Annotated in this window: 18 protein-coding genes; 15 read left to right on the top strand and 3 right to left on the bottom strand. The window is 63.8% G+C overall.

Features of this window, described 5'->3' with window-relative positions:
• Positions 1-58 precede the first annotated feature (58 nt).
• Positions 59-1,270 carry a multidrug effflux MFS transporter gene (locus GC1_RS04895; protein ID WP_019295693.1) on the bottom strand — a complete coding sequence of 404 codons (1,212 nt, stop codon included), beginning with the start codon at positions 1,268-1,270 and terminating at the stop codon, positions 59-61.
• Positions 1,271-1,485: 215 nt separating this feature from the next.
• Here GC1_RS04895 and GC1_RS04890 point away from each other — a divergent pair, with 215 nt between their 5' ends.
• The 9 genes from GC1_RS04890 to GC1_RS04860 all read left to right on the top strand — a co-directional run bounded on the left by GC1_RS04890 (position 1,486) and on the right by GC1_RS04860 (position 8,692).
• Complete coding sequence (locus GC1_RS04890; protein WP_019295692.1) at positions 1,486-3,018, top strand: acyl-CoA carboxylase subunit beta; 1,533 nt, start codon at positions 1,486-1,488, stop codon at positions 3,016-3,018.
• A gap of 45 nt (positions 3,019-3,063) precedes the next feature.
• Entirely contained in the window at positions 3,064-3,531 is a 468-nt protein-coding gene (locus GC1_RS22340) for a hypothetical protein (protein WP_152612412.1), read from the top strand.
• A 7-nt stretch (positions 3,532-3,538) separates the two neighbouring features.
• Complete coding sequence (locus GC1_RS04885; protein ID WP_019295691.1) at positions 3,539-3,964, top strand: hypothetical protein; 426 nt, start codon at positions 3,539-3,541, stop codon at positions 3,962-3,964.
• A gap of 71 nt (positions 3,965-4,035) precedes the next feature.
• The gene (locus GC1_RS04880; protein WP_337589009.1) at positions 4,036-4,455 is read left to right on the top strand and encodes a DUF6497 family protein; all 420 of its coding nucleotides are present in this window, start codon (positions 4,036-4,038) and stop codon (positions 4,453-4,455) included.
• Positions 4,456-4,669: 214 nt separating this feature from the next.
• Positions 4,670-4,804, top strand: coding sequence for a hypothetical protein (locus GC1_RS22945; RefSeq protein ID WP_019295689.1), 135 nt, complete (start codon positions 4,670-4,672; stop codon positions 4,802-4,804).
• Positions 4,805-4,873: 69 nt separating this feature from the next.
• A complete protein-coding gene (locus GC1_RS04875) occupies positions 4,874-5,218 on the top strand; it encodes a hypothetical protein (protein WP_019295688.1) in 345 nt (114 codons plus the stop codon).
• A gap of 445 nt (positions 5,219-5,663) precedes the next feature.
• A complete protein-coding gene (locus GC1_RS04870; protein ID WP_029204763.1) occupies positions 5,664-5,867 on the top strand; it encodes a hypothetical protein in 204 nt (67 codons plus the stop codon).
• 128 nt (positions 5,868-5,995) lie between these two features.
• On the top strand, positions 5,996-8,041 hold the full coding sequence (locus tag GC1_RS04865; RefSeq protein ID WP_019295686.1) for an acetyl-CoA carboxylase biotin carboxylase subunit: 2,046 nt from the start codon (positions 5,996-5,998) through the stop codon (positions 8,039-8,041).
• 147 nt (positions 8,042-8,188) lie between these two features.
• Positions 8,189-8,692: a hypothetical protein gene (locus tag GC1_RS04860; protein ID WP_019295685.1), complete on the top strand. Its 504-nt coding sequence runs from the start codon at positions 8,189-8,191 to the stop codon at positions 8,690-8,692.
• 19 nt (positions 8,693-8,711) lie between these two features.
• On the opposite strand, the gene GC1_RS04855 is transcribed toward GC1_RS04860, so the two are convergent.
• Positions 8,712-9,146 (bottom strand): DUF4174 domain-containing protein, encoded by a 435-nt coding sequence (locus tag GC1_RS04855; protein ID WP_029204762.1) that lies wholly within the window; start codon positions 9,144-9,146, stop codon positions 8,712-8,714.
• A 177-nt stretch (positions 9,147-9,323) separates the two neighbouring features.
• Here GC1_RS04855 and GC1_RS04850 point away from each other — a divergent pair, with 177 nt between their 5' ends.
• The 3 genes from GC1_RS04850 to GC1_RS04840 all read left to right on the top strand — a co-directional run bounded on the left by GC1_RS04850 (position 9,324) and on the right by GC1_RS04840 (position 13,135).
• Positions 9,324-10,256 carry a hypothetical protein gene (locus GC1_RS04850; RefSeq protein ID WP_019295683.1) on the top strand — a complete coding sequence of 311 codons (933 nt, stop codon included), beginning with the start codon at positions 9,324-9,326 and terminating at the stop codon, positions 10,254-10,256.
• Positions 10,222-12,351, top strand: coding sequence for a methylmalonyl-CoA mutase (gene scpA / locus GC1_RS04845; RefSeq protein WP_019295682.1), 2,130 nt, complete (start codon positions 10,222-10,224; stop codon positions 12,349-12,351). The genes GC1_RS04850 and scpA overlap by 35 nt, the downstream gene beginning before the upstream one ends.
• Positions 12,352-12,646: 295 nt before the next feature.
• Positions 12,647-13,135, top strand: coding sequence for an MAPEG family protein (locus GC1_RS04840; RefSeq protein ID WP_019295681.1), 489 nt, complete (start codon positions 12,647-12,649; stop codon positions 13,133-13,135).
• A gap of 28 nt (positions 13,136-13,163) precedes the next feature.
• Here GC1_RS04840 and GC1_RS04835 read toward each other — a convergent pair whose 3' ends face one another.
• Positions 13,164-13,982 (bottom strand): alpha/beta fold hydrolase, encoded by an 819-nt coding sequence (locus GC1_RS04835; RefSeq protein ID WP_019295680.1) that lies wholly within the window; start codon positions 13,980-13,982, stop codon positions 13,164-13,166.
• A 48-nt stretch (positions 13,983-14,030) separates the two neighbouring features.
• On the opposite strand from GC1_RS04835, the gene GC1_RS04830 reads away from it, so the two are divergent.
• From GC1_RS04830 to GC1_RS04820, 3 genes are all read left to right on the top strand, one after another.
• Entirely contained in the window at positions 14,031-14,345 is a 315-nt protein-coding gene (locus GC1_RS04830; protein ID WP_029204761.1) for an ArsR/SmtB family transcription factor, read from the top strand.
• Between the two features lie 86 nt (positions 14,346-14,431).
• The gene (locus GC1_RS04825; protein WP_019295678.1) at positions 14,432-15,040 is read left to right on the top strand and encodes a VOC family protein; all 609 of its coding nucleotides are present in this window, start codon (positions 14,432-14,434) and stop codon (positions 15,038-15,040) included.
• Positions 15,037-15,558, top strand: a complete 522-nt coding sequence (locus GC1_RS04820; protein ID WP_019295677.1) for a GNAT family N-acetyltransferase — start codon at positions 15,037-15,039, stop codon at positions 15,556-15,558. Before GC1_RS04825 ends, GC1_RS04820 begins: the two co-directional genes overlap by 4 nt.
• The last annotated feature ends 1 nt before the right edge of the window (position 15,559 follow it).

Genomic DNA, 15,559 nt, shown 5'->3' with positions numbered 1-15,559 from the left:
ATTCAATTCTTGCGAATGGTATAATTGCAAACTCACCCCTGCAAGCCCGTGGCGGCTCTTATGCGCCGATCTGCCGCTCCCGCCAGACCACCAGCAAGATCGCGACCAGGCCCATCATGGCGGTGGCAAACATGATCACCAGGAGCGGCACTGCAGTTGACCCCGGCACCAGCAGCATCCCTGCAAAGGCGCTGAGCGCGGCACCCGCGCCGATCATGATCGCGCCGCTGAGGCCGGAGGCGGTGCCCGCCAGATGCGGCCGCACCGAAATCGCGCCTGCGGTGGCATTGGGGATTGCCATGCCGTTGCCCAGCCCGACAAAGCACATGAGGCCAAAGAAGGTCCACACCGTATCTGCGCCCGCCATCGCAATCAGCAAGGACAGCAGCACCCCGCCGCCATTGATCACGCAGCCCCATAGCACCATGCGGTTGACGCCCAGCCGGGTGGAGAACCGGCCGGAGACAAAATTGCCGGCAAAATACCCGACCGCAGGAGCGGAGAAGAAGACACCCAACTCCGCAGTGCTCAGCCCGTATACCTCGGTGCCGACAAAGGGCGCACCGCCGAGGTAGGCAAAGAACGCGCCCGACGCCAGGCCGGAGGACAGGGAGTAGCCCCAGAACCGCGGCGACTGCAGCAACTCCGGGTACTCGCGGAACTGCGCCACCAGCGTCTTGCCGCTCTTGTGCGCGGTCTCGCCGAAATCGGTGAAGGTGATCAGCAGCGTCGCCGCGCCGACCAGGAACAGCAGCCAGAAATTGGCGGTCCAGCCCATCCACTGGTCCAGAAAACCGCCGATCGCCGGGCCGATCATCGGCACCACCGCCATGCCCATGGTGACATAGCCGATCATGCTGGCGGCCTCGTTGGTGTCATACATGTCGCGCACCGCGGCGCGGCTCAGCACCATGGTGGCGGCTACAACGGTCTGCGCCACCCGGAACAGCAGGAACAGCTCCGCAGTCGGCGCATAGATGCAGCCCAGTGTGGCCAGCAGGAACAGCACGATGCTGATCAGAATGACCGGACGCCGCCCCATCTGGTCGGAAATCGGTCCGACAAAGATCTGCACCACCGCATTGCCTGCCAGATACAGCGCCACCGACAGCTGCATTACCCGGTAATCCACCGCGTAATACTCTGCCATCCCCGCCAGCGACGGCAGATGCAGGTTCATGCCAAGCGCCGACAGGCCTGCCAGCAGGATCAGGGTGAAAATGCGCGGGGGCGTCCGCTGGCCAGAGGCCCTGGTATCATATGTGGACATACCATCTGCCTTATAGCGGCCCGCGGCCCTTGTCTATCGCGCATTCCGGGAGACCTTTATGTGCACTGCGGGGCTGCGGTTGCGGCTGGTTGAGTTTGCTGATTTTCAACTTTGCGGCTCGCGTATGCAAACGGTTTGCAAATTTGCGATAATGTCCTTTGGCTTCGCCGCAGCGCAATATATGGTCGCGCTGAAACTGACAGGGGACATGAGCCATGAAAGACATTCTTTCCGAGCTGGAAGACCGCCGCCAGGACGCGCGGCTGGGCGGCGGCCAGCGCCGCATCGACGCACAGCACGGGCGCGGCAAGCTGACGGCCCGTGAACGGATCGAGCTGCTGCTGGACGAGGACAGCTTCGAAGAGTTCGACATGTTCATCGCCCACCGCTGCACCGATTTCGGCATGGAAAACAACAAGCCGGCCGGTGACGGCGTGGTCACGGGCTGGGGCACCATCAATGGCCGCCAGGTCTATGTGTTCTCCCAGGACTTCACCGTGCTGGGCGGCTCTGTCTCTGCCACCCACGCGCAGAAGATCTGCAAGATCATGGATATGGCGGTGCAGAACGGCGCGCCGGTCATTGGCATCAACGACTCAGGCGGTGCCCGTATCCAGGAAGGCGTCGACGCGCTGGCCGGCTACGCCGAGATTTTCCAGCGCAACATCATGGCCTCCGGCGTGATCCCGCAGATCTCCGTCATCATGGGCCCCTGTGCCGGCGGTGCCGTGTACTCCCCGGCGATGACCGACTTCATCTTCATGGTCAAGGACACCTCCTACATGTTCGTGACTGGCCCGGACGTGGTGAAAACCGTGACCAACGAGGTGGTGACGGCCGAGGAACTGGGCGGCGCCTCCACCCACACCCGCAAGTCCTCGGTCGCCGACGGCGCCTTTGAAAACGATGTGGAAGCCCTGGCCGAGGTCCGCCGCCTGGTCGACTTCCTGCCGCTGAACAACCGTGAAAAGCCCCCGGTGCGCCCGTTCTTTGACCAGCCGGGCCGGATCGAGGAAAGCCTGGACACCCTGATCCCGGAAAACCCCAACAGCCCCTACGACATGAAGGAGCTGATCACCAAGGTCGCGGATGAGGGCGATTTCTACGAGATTCAGGAAGATTTCGCCAAGAACATCATCACCGGCTTCATCCGCCTTGAAGGCCAGACCGTGGGCGTCGTCGCCAACCAGCCGATGGTGCTGGCGGGCTGCCTCGATATCGACTCCAGCCGCAAGGCCGCCCGCTTCGTGCGCTTCTGTGACTGTTTCGAGATCCCGATCCTGACCTTCGTCGACGTGCCGGGCTTCCTGCCGGGAACCTCCCAGGAATACGGCGGCGTCATCAAGCACGGTGCAAAACTGCTGTTCGCCTATGGCGAAGCCACCGTGCCGAAGGTCACCGTGATCACCCGCAAGGCCTATGGCGGCGCCTATGACGTGATGGCCTCCAAGCATCTGCGCGGCGACTTCAACTATGCCTGGCCGACGGCAGAGATCGCGGTGATGGGTGCCAAGGGCGCCACCGAGATCATCCACCGTGCCGACCTCGGCGATGCGGAGAAGATCGCGGCCCACACGGCGGACTACGAAGACCGTTTCGCCAATCCCTTCGTTGCGGCCGAACGCGGCTTCATCGACGAGGTGATCATGCCCCAGTCCACCCGCAAACGGGTCAGCCGCGCCTTTGCCTCCCTGCGTGGCAAGCAGCTGAAAAACCCGTGGAAGAAACACGACAACATTCCGCTGTGAGTAGTGGTGCGTTAGAACCGGCCAGCAATCTAATTGGAGAAAAACATGCGTGTTATATTTGCGCTTTGTCTGCTGTTGCTGGCCGCCCCTCTTTCTGCTGGGCAGCAAGAGCGGATCTGCAAAGGGAAGTTCAACTTTCAACTGCCTGATGGAACTGTTGGCTGTATGCTTGGCTTTGGGAAAGCAAGCATAACAAAAACAAGGTCGATTCAGGACTATAACCGAGTCGTATCTCGTCGAGAAATTAAATCTGTGGGTGTTGAACTGGTTATGTTCGGTGAACCTGCAGTGCTGCGCTCGGCTTGGAACCGCCGGTACAAGGCGGCCTGCAAGGCTATTATGCCGGTGATTTCTGAAACCCATAAAAAAGGCAGCTATCGGAACGTAATTATCAACGTGCGCTGGCCTGATTTGATGGAAGTGACGTCAGATCCGAAAGGGGATGTCCGAATTCTTCGATCAGCATACATGAACCCTTCTTGCCGCTCTGTGCGTTATTTTCGGGGGTGGTGATAGCAATATGGGTATCCGATGGTACGTTTCACACTTAAATGAGAAGCTGACGCTGTCGCGCCGCCTTCCTGCACGCTTCGACGTGGCGGCGGAAACGGTGCTGCCTGCCGCTGATCCCCTGCGGCTGGCGCATCAGATCCGCCAGGACATGTGGCGCAAGCTGCAATCCCTGCGCGGCTTCTCCCCGGTGGTGGAAATCACCTCCGCAGGGCAGGGGATGCGGGTGCGTGCAGGGGGACAGGTGATGGGCCGGGTGCCCGCCAACACCGCCGCACAAATCACTGAAGTGCTGGAAGACCCCGGCGCCCGCGCCCGCTGGATTCGCCATGCCACCCGGGGGCAGGGGGGCGCTCTGCCTGATTCCCGGGCAGATGCGAAGGATTCGCATAGAATCGCGGCAAAAATTGACATGAAGAGCGAATCAGCGTCATGATCCGCTCCAGCCGATATCAGACAGCGCGCGCAACTTGCGCAGCGCCTGCAGCTCCGGCCGGAGGAGCCCGGGTGACCGGGGGCCGGGGCTGCGGATATCTGGCGGCAATCCCCTTTGCTCTCTATGCGGTCACCGCCGCTGCGGCAGATGCCGTGCCTGTCCCCTCGGGACAGCCTGTGACGCTGGCAGAAGTGCTTCTGGATGATGCCCCGGGCCAGCCCGGTGACACCTGGGCGCGGTTCCGCTTCCTGGCACCGCAGATCGCCCGTGAAAGCGGAACAGTCAGCTATGAGGCCGCCGCCCCCGACATGGACCACCTTTGCGGCAGCATCGCGCTGCCCTATCTGGCCGAACATGGCCTGAGCGCGGCGCGGGTGGTGATCTCGCTGTCGGACCGGATGGTGCCCTTTGGCGCCCAGGACCCGGACGCGACCCAGTTCTTCGAAGCCTACCGCCCCGACGGTGCGGCCTGCATGTGGGAGGCTTTCTGATGGTTCCACAATATCTTGCGGGCCTTGGGCAGGATCGGCGGAATCTTGCGGCATTGCAGCCACAGCCCTGTCAATTGCCGCGATTTGCATGTGACTTGGCCGCAAACCCGGTTATCCTCGCCGCGGGCAGTCATAAGGCTGCCTTCGCATTGAGGTTGAGGCACGCGGACGGCACAGCCGCCGCAGGTTTCACACATTTTATCAGGAGACAGAAATGTCCAAGAGCATCAAGCTTTTCGCCCTGGCAGGCCTGCTGGCCGCCGTCACCGCCTGCGCCCAGCAGGAAGAAGAATTCGTCGTTGTTGAGCCGGTCACCGAAGAACCGGTTTTCACCGGCAAGTACAACTAAACACTACAGGGGTCCGGCCCTGCGGCCGGCCCCCGCCGCCCCGTGGGGTGCCGGACCGGAGGCACCCAAATGCTGAAACACCGCGGGTTCCCGGGCCGTATGCCCGGCACAGATTTCCAATTCACCATCCGCCGCCCCAACCCCAAAGGGGTGACGCCGCTGACCCGGCGCGAGCGCTTCCGCGACCGCAAGAACGTCGACAAACGCGTCGACCTGATGTTCATGCAGTCCCTGTGGGAGCATTTCGGCGACCAGCCGTTTGAGCGCGGCAACCTCGATGCAGGCCGTCTCAGCTGGCTGTTCGGCCGCGAGGTCGTGCCGGCCGAAGATCCCTTTGATCCCGCAAGCTATGAGGCGCTGCTGGTTATCAACGAGGCGGTTGCGCGCGCGTCCTTCCCGGAGGCGTTCGACTGATGGCGCGCACCCGGACGCATATCTCGGGCTTGGCGGCGCGGTCCCTTGCGCGCAGCCTGTCCCGGCGTCCGGGGCGCCGCAATTTCGGCGTGAATTTGCACACGGCCCTTCCAGTTCAGCAGGAATCTGCCAAATTCGGGGGTGTTGAATTTCAGGGGCTTACAGCTGCTGCCGCCCGGTGCATCGTGGGTCAAGCAGCGCAGCCACGCTGCTGTGCCGAGCATCTGTTCCGGCCCCTTCGCCTGAACGGGCAGGTACGCGCCCCCATCCGCGGCCTGCCCGTCTTTTATCCCCTTCAGGCATTGGCGGAAGCTTGCCGCATCTCCCCCCCGGTGCGGCAAGCCTCCGCCCATCAGACACCCCGGATCCGAGCAGCGTTGCGCCCGGCTTGCCAGCCTGCAAATTCCGCAGGGACACTGACGTCCCAGGAAGAAGGAACATGGACATGCGGGCAAAATCTCTCATCGCGGCGCTGTCGCTCTGCGGCCTTGTGGCGGCCTGTGGCGACACCACCGGCGAACGGATCATCTACGGCGGCGGCGCCGGCGCGCTTGGCGCTGCAGTGCTGGATGCCAACCTGGTCACCGGCGCAGCCGTCGGCGTGGCCGCAAACCTCGTTTACTGCGAGCAAAACCCCCGCAAATGCTGAGGGTGCTGCCGAAGCACTGAACAGCCGCCCCTCGCGGGCTGCTTATGACATCGCGCAAACGCCGCGTCCGGGCTCTCCCCGGGCGCGGCGTTTTGCATTCCGGAATACCAAGGAACAAGGGACTGCCTATGTTTGATAAGATCCTGATCGCCAACCGGGGCGAGATCGCCTGCCGTGTGATCAAAACCGCGCGCAAGATGGGTATCAAGACCGTTGCCATCTACTCCGACGCCGACAAGCAGGCCCTGCATGTGCAAATGGCCGACGAGGCCGTCCACATCGGCCCGCCGCCGGCCAACCAGTCCTATATCGTCATCGACAAGGTGATGGAGGCAATCCGCGCAACCGGCGCGCAGGCGGTGCATCCGGGCTATGGCTTCCTCTCCGAGAACTCCAAGTTCGCCGAGGCGCTCGAGGCCGAAGGCGTTGCCTTTGTCGGCCCCCCGAAAGGCGCGATCGAGGCGATGGGCGACAAGATCACCTCCAAGAAAATCGCCCAGGAGGCCGGCGTGTCCACCGTGCCCGGCTACATGGGCCTGATTGCCGATGCCGACGAGGCGGTGAAGATTTCGAATGAGATCGGCTACCCGGTGATGATCAAGGCCTCCGCGGGCGGCGGCGGCAAGGGCATGCGGATCGCCTGGAATGACGAAGAGGCCCGCGAAGGCTTCCAGTCCTCCAAGAACGAGGCCGCAAACTCCTTCGGCGACGACCGGATTTTCATCGAGAAATTCGTCACCCAGCCGCGCCACATCGAGATTCAGGTGCTCTGCGACACCCACGGCAACGGCATCTACCTGGGGGAGCGCGAATGCTCGATCCAGCGCCGCAACCAGAAAGTGGTGGAAGAAGCCCCGTCGCCCTTCCTTGATGAGGAAACCCGCAAGGCGATGGGCGAGCAGGCCGTGGCACTGGCCAAAGCCGTTGGTTACTCCTCTGCCGGCACCGTGGAATTCATCGTCGACGGCGACAAGAACTTCTACTTCCTGGAAATGAACACCCGCCTGCAGGTGGAACATCCGGTGACTGAGCTGATCACCGGCGTCGACCTGGTGGAGCAGATGATCCGCGTCGCTGACGGGGCCGAACTGCCGATGCGTCAGGAAGATGTGAAACTCACCGGCTGGGCGATTGAAAACCGTCTTTATGCCGAGGATCCCTACCGCGGCTTCCTGCCCTCCATCGGCCGCCTGACCCGCTACCGCCCGCCGGCGGAAACCGCGGCTGGCCCGATGCTGGTCAACGGAAAATGGCAGGGTGATGCGCCTGCTGGCGAGACCGCCGTGCGCAACGACACCGGCGTCTATGAGGGCGGCGAGATCTCGATGTACTACGACCCGATGATCGCCAAGCTCTGCACCTGGGCGCCGACCCGCGAGGAGGCCATCGGCGCGATGCGCACCGCGCTCGACAGCTTCGAGGTGGAGGGCATCGGCCACAACCTGCCGTTCCTCAGCGCGGTGATGGACCACCCGATCTTCATCGACGGCTCCATGACCACCGCTTTCATCGAGGAACAGTATCCCGACGGCTTTGAGGGCGTGGAGCTGCACAGCGACGACCTGCGCAAGATCGCTGCCGCCTGCGCCGCCATGCACCGGGTTGCCGAAATCCGCCGCACCCGCGTGTCGGGCCGGATGGACAACCACGAGCGCAAGGTCGGCACCGACTGGGTCGTCAGCCTGCAGGGCCAGTCCTTCAACGTGGTGATCGACGCCGACCGCGACGGTGCCACCGTCAATTTTGAGGGCGGCGGCAGCTACCGTGTGACCTCTGACTGGACCCCGGGCGACCAGCTGGCCACCCTGCAGGTGAACGGCGAAACCCTGGTTCTGAAGACCGGCAAGGTGACCCAGGGCTTCCGCGTCCGTTCCCGCGGCGCTGACCTGGCCGTCAAGGTGCGCACGCCCCGTCAGGCCGAATTGGCAGAACTGATGCCGGAGAAGGTCGCACCCGATACCTCCAAGATGCTGCTGTGCCCGATGCCCGGCCTGATCGTGAAGGTCGACGTCGAAGTGGGGCAGGAGGTCCAGGAGGGCCAGGCGCTCTGCACTGTCGAAGCCATGAAGATGGAAAACATCCTGCGCGCCGAGCGTAAGGGGGTGGTGTCCAAGATCAACGCATCCGCTGGCGATAGCCTGGCGGTTGATGATGTGATCATGGAATTCGAATAATGCACTTTGGGGCAGGCACATATGCACGCGGGCAGGCGGGTTTTCCCGCCCCCGCAGCCGTGCCTGCCCCGCAAAATACGGTGCCATGCACCAAATCTTCAGTTTTTTCTGCGACACTGCGGGCGTTTGACCACTCCAAGGTGCCGCATGACCCGTCTCCTGACCTGTCTTTTGACCGTTCTGGCCGTCCTGTCCGCCTGCGCGCTGGACAAGGAGGAGGCGCTGCGCGCCCAGCTGTCGACCTGGGTGGAGCTGGGGGAGACGTTCTTTTTCCAAAGCTCGATGAGCTGCACCGCAGCGGTGTTTCACACCGCGGAAAATCCGCGCATCACCTCGCTGGTGGACCGTGCGCGGTCCCTCAACACCGGCATGAAGATGCTGGAGGCCGGCAAGCCGGTGATGTTTGCGGTCTCGGGCAAATCCCCCAATGCGGTGACAGAGGACATCATGTCCCGCGACCTGCCGCAGGGGCTGGGGGTGCTGAATTCGGGGCTGGCAGGGGTCAGCTGCATGACCGATCTGGTCAAATCCGTCTATTACCAGGCGATCCGCAACCCGGGCTCCAGCCTGGTCTTCGTGCCGGAAACCGGCGCGATGGTGGTGCTGGACAAACAGGCGATGGCGCTGATCTACGTCCGCGGCAACGGCTGAACGAAACCGCCCAGCGGGCTCACCCGCCGCGCCGCTCTTCCACTTCGCGCAGGCGTTCCGGGAACTTGTCGATGGTGCGGGACAGCTCGCGCACCGTCCAGGGATGCGGCTTCCTCAGCTTGACGCCGCCGTCCTTGCCCACCAGCACCAGCATGAACCCGCGCGGCCGCAGCTTCTTGCGCAGGGCCGACTTGGCAGCCGGATCGGTATCGGTCAGCACCACCACATCGCGCGTCTTCAGCGCCTCGATGCCCTCCATCAGCCGCTCCATCTGCTCATGGAACCGCGGGTCCTCGGGGCTGTCGGCAAACACCACCACCGGGCGGTGCGTCCACTGGAATTCCTCCAGCTCCACATCATACCCGGGCTGTATCAATTCAGGCGCACTGCCATCCGCCGCCGCAGCCGCCAGCGGCAGGAACCCTGCCATAACAACGCTAAGGATTGCTCTCATAATCTCTCCTGTTGTGTTGAATATATGTGTGCCGGCGGCAAATGCGACTGTGAAATCCGCAGCTTGGCGAAAAAACATAAACGTTAACGGGATAATGAGGGGTTGCCGGCCATGATCGTGGCATTCCCCTTGACCGGGCTGCGGCCTGCGGCCCTCCATCAGAGGCCCCGTAACGCTATGAAAGTGATCCTGCACACCGGCGCGCACCGCTGCGCAACCACCTCGTTCCAGGAATACATGCGCCACAATGCGCAAGCCCTCGAAAAACAGGGTATCGGTTTCTGGGGGCCGTACCGCACCCGCAACGGGCTGTTCCATGGCATCCAGCCGGGGCCCGCGCCGGTGTCCGGCCGCAACCTGGTGCAGCGCGCCCAGGGCCGTCTGAAAATCCAGATGGCAGACAGCAGTGATCGGGGCACCCGCCAGCTGCTGGTGAGCGAGGAAAACATGATCGGCTCGGTACGCCAGAACCTGCGGCTCGGCGATCTCTACGGCGGTGTGGGCGAACGCATGGCACGCTTCTCCCAGGCATTCGGCGGCGCAGTCACCGATGTGGCGCTCTCGATCCGCAGCCTCGACAGCTACTGGACTTCGGCGCTGGCCTACGCAGTGGCCCGCGGCCACAAGCTGCCCTCCGCGGCCACGCTGGACCGGCTGGCGCAGTCGCCGCGCAGCTGGCGCGACGTGATCACAGACATTGCTGCCGCGATGCCGGATGTAAACCTGCATGTGCTGCCGTTTGAAACCTTCGGCACCCGGCCTGAGGCCGCACTGCAAGCGCTCACCGGCATCGAGGCGCCGCGCACCCACGCGCGGGTGCGCCTCAATGCCTCGCTCTGCCTGCAGGACCTGCGCGCCAGCCTGCCGTCCCGGGTGGCGGCCGGCCTGCCTGATGGCGCAGGCCGCTGGCGCCCCTTCGACGACGCGCAGACCGCATATCTGCGCGAGGCTTACGCCGACGACATCATGTGGCTGGCGGGCGGGGCGGACGGCCTCGCATCACTGGCACAGGACCCGGAAAAACAGGCGGCGGGCACGAACCCGCCCCGTATCGCACTGACAAGAGGAAGACCTGATGACAAACAAAGACGAATGGCGGGCTCTGGCTGAGAAAGAGCTGCGCGGACGGGCTGTTGACGACCTCAACTGGCAGACGCTGGAAGGCATCGAGGTCAAGCCGCTCTATACCGAAGACGATACCAGGGATCTGCCCCACATGGGCACGCTTCCCGGTTTCGGCCCCTTCACCCGCGGGGTGAAGGCCACCATGTACGCAGGCCGCCCCTGGACCATCCGCCAGTACGCGGGCTTCTCCACCGCCGAAGAATCCAACGCCTTCTACCGCCGCAACCTGGCCGCAGGCCAGCAGGGCGTCTCGGTCGCCTTCGACCTCGCCACCCACCGCGGCTATGACAGCGACCACCCGCGTGTGGTCGGCGATGTCGGCAAGGCCGGCGTGGCCATCGACTCAGTCGAGGACATGAAGATCCTGTTCGACGGCATCCCGCTCGACAAGGTCTCGGTCTCGATGACCATGAACGGCGCGGTGATCCCGGTGCTGGCGTCGTTTATCGTCGCGGGTGAGGAGCAGGGCCACGACAAGAGCCTGCTGGCGGGCACCATCCAGAACGACATCCTCAAGGAGTTCATGGTCCGCAACACATATATCTATCCGCCAAAACCCTCGATGCGGATCATCTCGGACATTATTGAGTACACCTCGAACGAGATGCCCAAGTTCAACTCCATCTCGATCTCCGGCTACCACATGCAGGAGGCCGGCGCGAACCTGGTGCAGGAGCTGGCCTATACCATCGCCGACGGCCGCGAATACGTGCGCGCGGCGCTGGACGCGGGCATGGATGTGGACAAATTCGCAGGCCGCCTGTCGTTCTTCTTTGCGATCGGCATGAACTTCTTCATGGAAATCGCCAAGCTGCGCGCCGCCCGCACCCTGTGGCACCGGGTGATGACTGAGTTCGGCGCTAAGTCCGAACGCTCCAAGATGCTGCGCACCCACTGCCAGACCTCGGGCGTGTCGCTGCAAGAACAGGATCCCTACAACAACGTGATCCGCACGGCGTATGAGGCGATGTCTGCCGTACTTGGCGGCACCCAGTCGCTGCACACCAACGCGCTGGATGAGGCCATCGCGCTGCCCACCGATTTCTCCGCCCGCATCGCCCGCAACACCCAGCTGGTGCTGCAGGAGGAAACCGGCGTCACCAATGTGGTCGACCCGTTGGCCGGCTCCTACTACATCGAAAGCCTCACGGCGGAACTGGTCGACAAGGCCTGGGCGCTGATGGAAGAGGTCGAGGAAATGGGCGGCATGACCAAGGCCGTCGAAAGCGGCATGCCCAAGCTGCGCATCGAGGAATCGGCCGCCCGCCGCCAGGCGATGATCGACCGCGGCGACGAGGTTGTGGTTGGCGTCAACAAGTACCGCAAGGACAAGGAAGACCCGATCGACATCCTCGACGTGGACAACCACGCGGTGCGCGACGCCCAGATCGCCCGCCTGCAAAAGATGCGCGACACCCGTGACGAGGCCGCCTGCCAGGCTGCCCTCGATGAACTGACCCGCCGCGCCGCATCAGGCGAGGGCAACCTTCTGGAAGCCGCAGTCGAAGCCGCCCGCGCGCGGGCCTCAGTCGGAGAGATCTCCATGGCAATGGAAAAGGAATTCGGCCGCCACCGCGCGGAAGTCAAAACCCTGGCCGGCGTCTATGGCGCCGCTTACGAGGGCGACGAGGGCTTTGCCGCGATCCAGAAATCAATCGAGGACTTCGCCGAGGAAGAAGGCCGCCGTCCGCGCCTTCTGGTGGTGAAAATGGGCCAGGACGGCCACGACCGCGGCGCCAAGGTGATCGCCACCGCCTTTGCCGATATTGGCTTTGACGTCGACGTGGGCCCGCTGTTCCAGACCCCGGAAGAGGCCGCCCAGGACGCCATCGACAACGACGTCCACGTGATCGGCATCTCGTCCCAGGCGGCGGGCCACAAGACGCTGGCGCCGCAGCTGGTCGAGGCGCTGAAGGCCGAAGGCGCGGGCGACATCATCGTCATCTGCGGCGGTGTCATTCCGCAGCAGGACTACGAGTTCCTGTACTCGAAGGGCGTCAAGGCGATCTTCGGCCCCGGCACCAACATCCCCGAGGCCGCCCAGGACATCCTGCGCCTGATCCGCGAAGCGCGCGCCTGACACGCAGGCCGCATCTGCGGGGCAGGGGAGGTCCTCCCGTACCCGCAGGTGCCCGCCCTCCGGGCCGCCCCCTTGGCGGCTTTGGGTCCGGCAGCCCGCCCCGATGGGGTGGGCTGCCTGCATCGCGCACAGGCGCGATGCCGCGCCCAACCGGCGCGGATGGGCCTTTGGCTCAGTCAAGCGCCGGGCGGGAGTGCCCGTTGCTTTAGAAACATGGTGCCGCTTGCCGCAGCTTTCCGCCGGGTCTGATACGCCATGCCTTGGCAAACCGTAGCGGCGGTGATTGAGTGGCGCCATGCAGCGCAGCAAACGCCCCCGGATCCTTATCGGCATGGCCCTCGGCGCCCTCTGGGGCCTGCTGGTTGTTGGCCTGCCGCAATGGCTGGGCCTGCCCTATATCCCGGCCCCCATCGCATTGCCCGGCGCCTTCCTCGCGCCGGGGCTGGTGCTGGTGCTGATCATCGGCCGCCTGGCGCAGCGGCGGTTCTTCGATGACGCCATCATCGACGGAGAGCCCTTCGCCCCCGGCTCCCCGGCCGAGATCGACCAGCGCGTGCTGACCAACAGCATCGAGCAGCTGGTGCTGGCACTGGCCATCTGGCCCTTTGCCGCTGTCACCCTGGGCGGGGCGGTGGCCATCGCCCTTGGCCTTTCCTTCGCCGTCATGCGGCTGTTGTTCTGGGGTGGCTACCACCTGTCGCCGCCTTTGCGGGGGCTAGGTTTTGCCGGGACGTTTTACCCGACGGTGATTGCCGGGATCTGGGCGCTGGCGGTTTGGATGTGAAGGGCGGGCCGGAACAGTCCGCAGGGCGTTAGCCGGTACCAGCCTGCCCAAGCATCGCCGCCACAATGGCCTCCGGGCAGTCTTCTTGAAGCAGGTGCCCGGCGCGAGGAACCGGCTGGCACGGCGTGCCGGCGATCAAACCGGCCAGCTCATGCCCCTTGGCAATCGGGATCCATTGATCCTCCTCCCCCCACAGCACCTTGACCGGGCAGTCCAGCAACCGGTACTGCGGCTCGATCTCGTCAGTAAACGCCTGATCCATCTGCGCAATCTGCCGGTAAAAGGCCGCCTGACCGGTCTCTCCCGTCCAGGGCGACGCATAGATGTCCAGCGCCTCTTCGCTGAGCGTCTGATGGGCCGCTGTTTGCAGATAGGCGCGCAGAAGGGCCTGATGCATATAGTCCGGCATCCCGGCAAAGGCAGCCTCGTGTTTCTTCACATGCTGCACAAGGGGAGAGCCCCAGGTCTGCAGCGCCACCGCGTCGAAAATCGTCAGCGAGGCATAGCGCAGCCCGTTCAGGAAATACCCCCGCAGCGCAGTTGCTCCGCCGAAATCATGGGCCAGCACATGCGGCCGCTCCAGCCCCCACTCCTTGAACAGCGCCGCGAGTATCCGGTTTTGCACGCCTAGCGATACATCCTGTCCCCCCCGCATTTCAGATTGCCCGTAACCGGCCATGTCAAAGAAATAGACCGTCCAGCAGTGTTTCAGATGCGGCACGATCCTGCGCCAGACCTGCGAGGAAAACGGGGTGCCATGCAGGGCAACAAGCGCCGGCCCGGTGCCTTCCTTGCCCCAGCGGATGGTGTTCCCCTCAATTTCGCTCGTTTGATTCAATTGCAGCATGGCGATTCTCACATTGTAAATTAGCTAAATGACGATATGAATGGATGCATGGACAGGTCAACACAAATCAAGGCGCTGGCAAGCAGCACCAGAATGGAGGTTCTGCGCCTGCTTGCGGAGCCGGGCAAGCACTTCGGCAGCCAATGGTCCGCTGACCCGGTGGAGTTCGGGGTTTGCATGACGCTGATTGCTGAGGCCTTGGAAGTGTCGCAGCCCACGGCAAGCCGGCATTTGGATATTCTGCGGCAGGCGGGGTTCATCACCGTTCGCAAACACCAGAAATGGTCATACTGCCAGCGGGATGAGGCTGTGATCCGCGACTATCTTCAATGGCTGGGGCAGGAACTGGCAGTGGCCGGATAGCATACCAAACCGCGGCATTCCCCCAGGTCCCGCCTTGCACCCCGCCGCAACCCGGCTAGTCTCACGCGCAAAAGGGGAGGGCAGACATGATACTCGATCACCTGGCAGTGGCCGGCGCAACGCTGGAAGAGGCCGTTGCCCATACCGAAGACGCGCTCGGCATCACCTTCGGCCCCGGCGGCCAGCATGCCCGCTATGGCACCCATAACCGGCTGATCGGGCTGGCGGACGGGCTGTACCTCGAAGCCATTGCCATCGACCCCGAGGCCCAGCCGCAGGAGCTGCCGCGCTGGTTCAACCTCGACCAATTTGCAGGCCCCGCGCGGCTCAATAACTGGATCCTGCGCAGCGAAGATCTGGAAGCGGAGAAACCCCTGCTGCCGCCCCATGCGCAGCGGCATGTACAGATGCAGCGCGGGGACTTGCGCTGGCTGATGACGGTGCCCGCGGACGGGCTGCTGCCCTATGACAACCTGTTCCCGGCGGTCCTGCAATGGCAGGCGGAACCGCCTGCAGCAAAATTGCCGCAATCGAACTGCCGCCTGACCCGCCTGATCCTCAGCCACCCGGAGGCCTCTGATTTACAGACCGCGCTTGACCGCATCCTCAACGACCCGCGCCTGAAGGTCGAACAGGGCGCGCCGGCAATGATGGCGGAATTTGACACGCCGCACGGGCCGAGGGTGCTCAGATGATCATCCGTCCCGCAACCGAGGCTGATGCCGGGGCGGTCTGCGCCATCGCCAACTGGGTGATCCGCGACACGCTGGCCACCTTCAACACCCTTGAAAAGACCCCGGAACAGGTGAGGGAGCAGATCACGGCGAGCAACGGCGCCTATCTGGTGGCGGAACAGGACGGGGAAATCCTCGGCCACGCGCATTTCTTCCCGTTCCGCTCCGGCCCCGGCTACCGCTTCACGGCTGAGCACACCATCCACCTGCTGCCCGCGGCGCAAGGCAGGGGTGCCGGCCGCCGCCTCATGCAAGCGCTGGAGAATAAGGCCAAGGAAGCGCAGATCCACGTCCTGATCGCCAGCGTCAGCAGCGCCAACCCTGCTGCCATCGCCTTTCACGCCGCATTGGGCTACGTGGAAACCGCCCGGATGCCGGAGCTTGGCTGCAAGAACAACCTCTGGCTCGACACTGTTTTCATGCAGAAAATCCTGACACCGGGTATTCCCGCCCCTGACAGTGCCGCCAAAGCCGGATAGG

The organism is Leisingera sp. ANG1, assembly GCF_000203975.2.
Taxonomy (GTDB): domain Bacteria; phylum Pseudomonadota; class Alphaproteobacteria; order Rhodobacterales; family Rhodobacteraceae; genus Leisingera.
The sequence above is the reverse complement of the archived record's forward strand: the minus strand, read 5'-3'. Positions and strand labels throughout refer to the sequence as shown.

Bases quoted from the DNA above. Each gene is read 5' to 3' on its own strand.
- GC1_RS04825 (WP_019295678.1), top strand. From the start codon at position 14,432: ATGATACTCGATCACCTGGCAGTGGCCGGCGCAACGCTGGAAGAGGCC.
- GC1_RS04875 (WP_019295688.1), top strand. From the start codon at position 4,874: ATGCTGAAACACCGCGGGTTCCCGGGCCGTATGCCCGGCACAGATTTC.
- GC1_RS04870 (WP_029204763.1), top strand. From the start codon at position 5,664: ATGCGGGCAAAATCTCTCATCGCGGCGCTGTCGCTCTGCGGCCTTGTG.
- GC1_RS04855 (WP_029204762.1), bottom strand. From the start codon at position 9,146: ATGAGAGCAATCCTTAGCGTTGTTATGGCAGGGTTCCTGCCGCTGGCG.
- GC1_RS04820 (WP_019295677.1), top strand. From the start codon at position 15,037: ATGATCATCCGTCCCGCAACCGAGGCTGATGCCGGGGCGGTCTGCGCC.
- GC1_RS04865 (WP_019295686.1), top strand. From the start codon at position 5,996: ATGTTTGATAAGATCCTGATCGCCAACCGGGGCGAGATCGCCTGCCGT.
- GC1_RS04885 (WP_019295691.1), top strand. From the start codon at position 3,539: ATGGGTATCCGATGGTACGTTTCACACTTAAATGAGAAGCTGACGCTG.
- GC1_RS04840 (WP_019295681.1), top strand. From the start codon at position 12,647: ATGCAGCGCAGCAAACGCCCCCGGATCCTTATCGGCATGGCCCTCGGC.
- scpA (WP_019295682.1), top strand. From the start codon at position 10,222: ATGACAAACAAAGACGAATGGCGGGCTCTGGCTGAGAAAGAGCTGCGC.
- GC1_RS22945 (WP_019295689.1), top strand. From the start codon at position 4,670: ATGTCCAAGAGCATCAAGCTTTTCGCCCTGGCAGGCCTGCTGGCCGCC.
- GC1_RS04860 (WP_019295685.1), top strand. From the start codon at position 8,189: ATGACCCGTCTCCTGACCTGTCTTTTGACCGTTCTGGCCGTCCTGTCC.
- GC1_RS04830 (WP_029204761.1), top strand. From the start codon at position 14,031: ATGGACAGGTCAACACAAATCAAGGCGCTGGCAAGCAGCACCAGAATG.
- GC1_RS04895 (WP_019295693.1), bottom strand. From the start codon at position 1,270: ATGTCCACATATGATACCAGGGCCTCTGGCCAGCGGACGCCCCCGCGC.
- GC1_RS04835 (WP_019295680.1), bottom strand. From the start codon at position 13,982: ATGCTGCAATTGAATCAAACGAGCGAAATTGAGGGGAACACCATCCGC.
- GC1_RS04850 (WP_019295683.1), top strand. From the start codon at position 9,324: ATGAAAGTGATCCTGCACACCGGCGCGCACCGCTGCGCAACCACCTCG.
- GC1_RS04890 (WP_019295692.1), top strand. From the start codon at position 1,486: ATGAAAGACATTCTTTCCGAGCTGGAAGACCGCCGCCAGGACGCGCGG.
- GC1_RS22340 (WP_152612412.1), top strand. From the start codon at position 3,064: ATGCGTGTTATATTTGCGCTTTGTCTGCTGTTGCTGGCCGCCCCTCTT.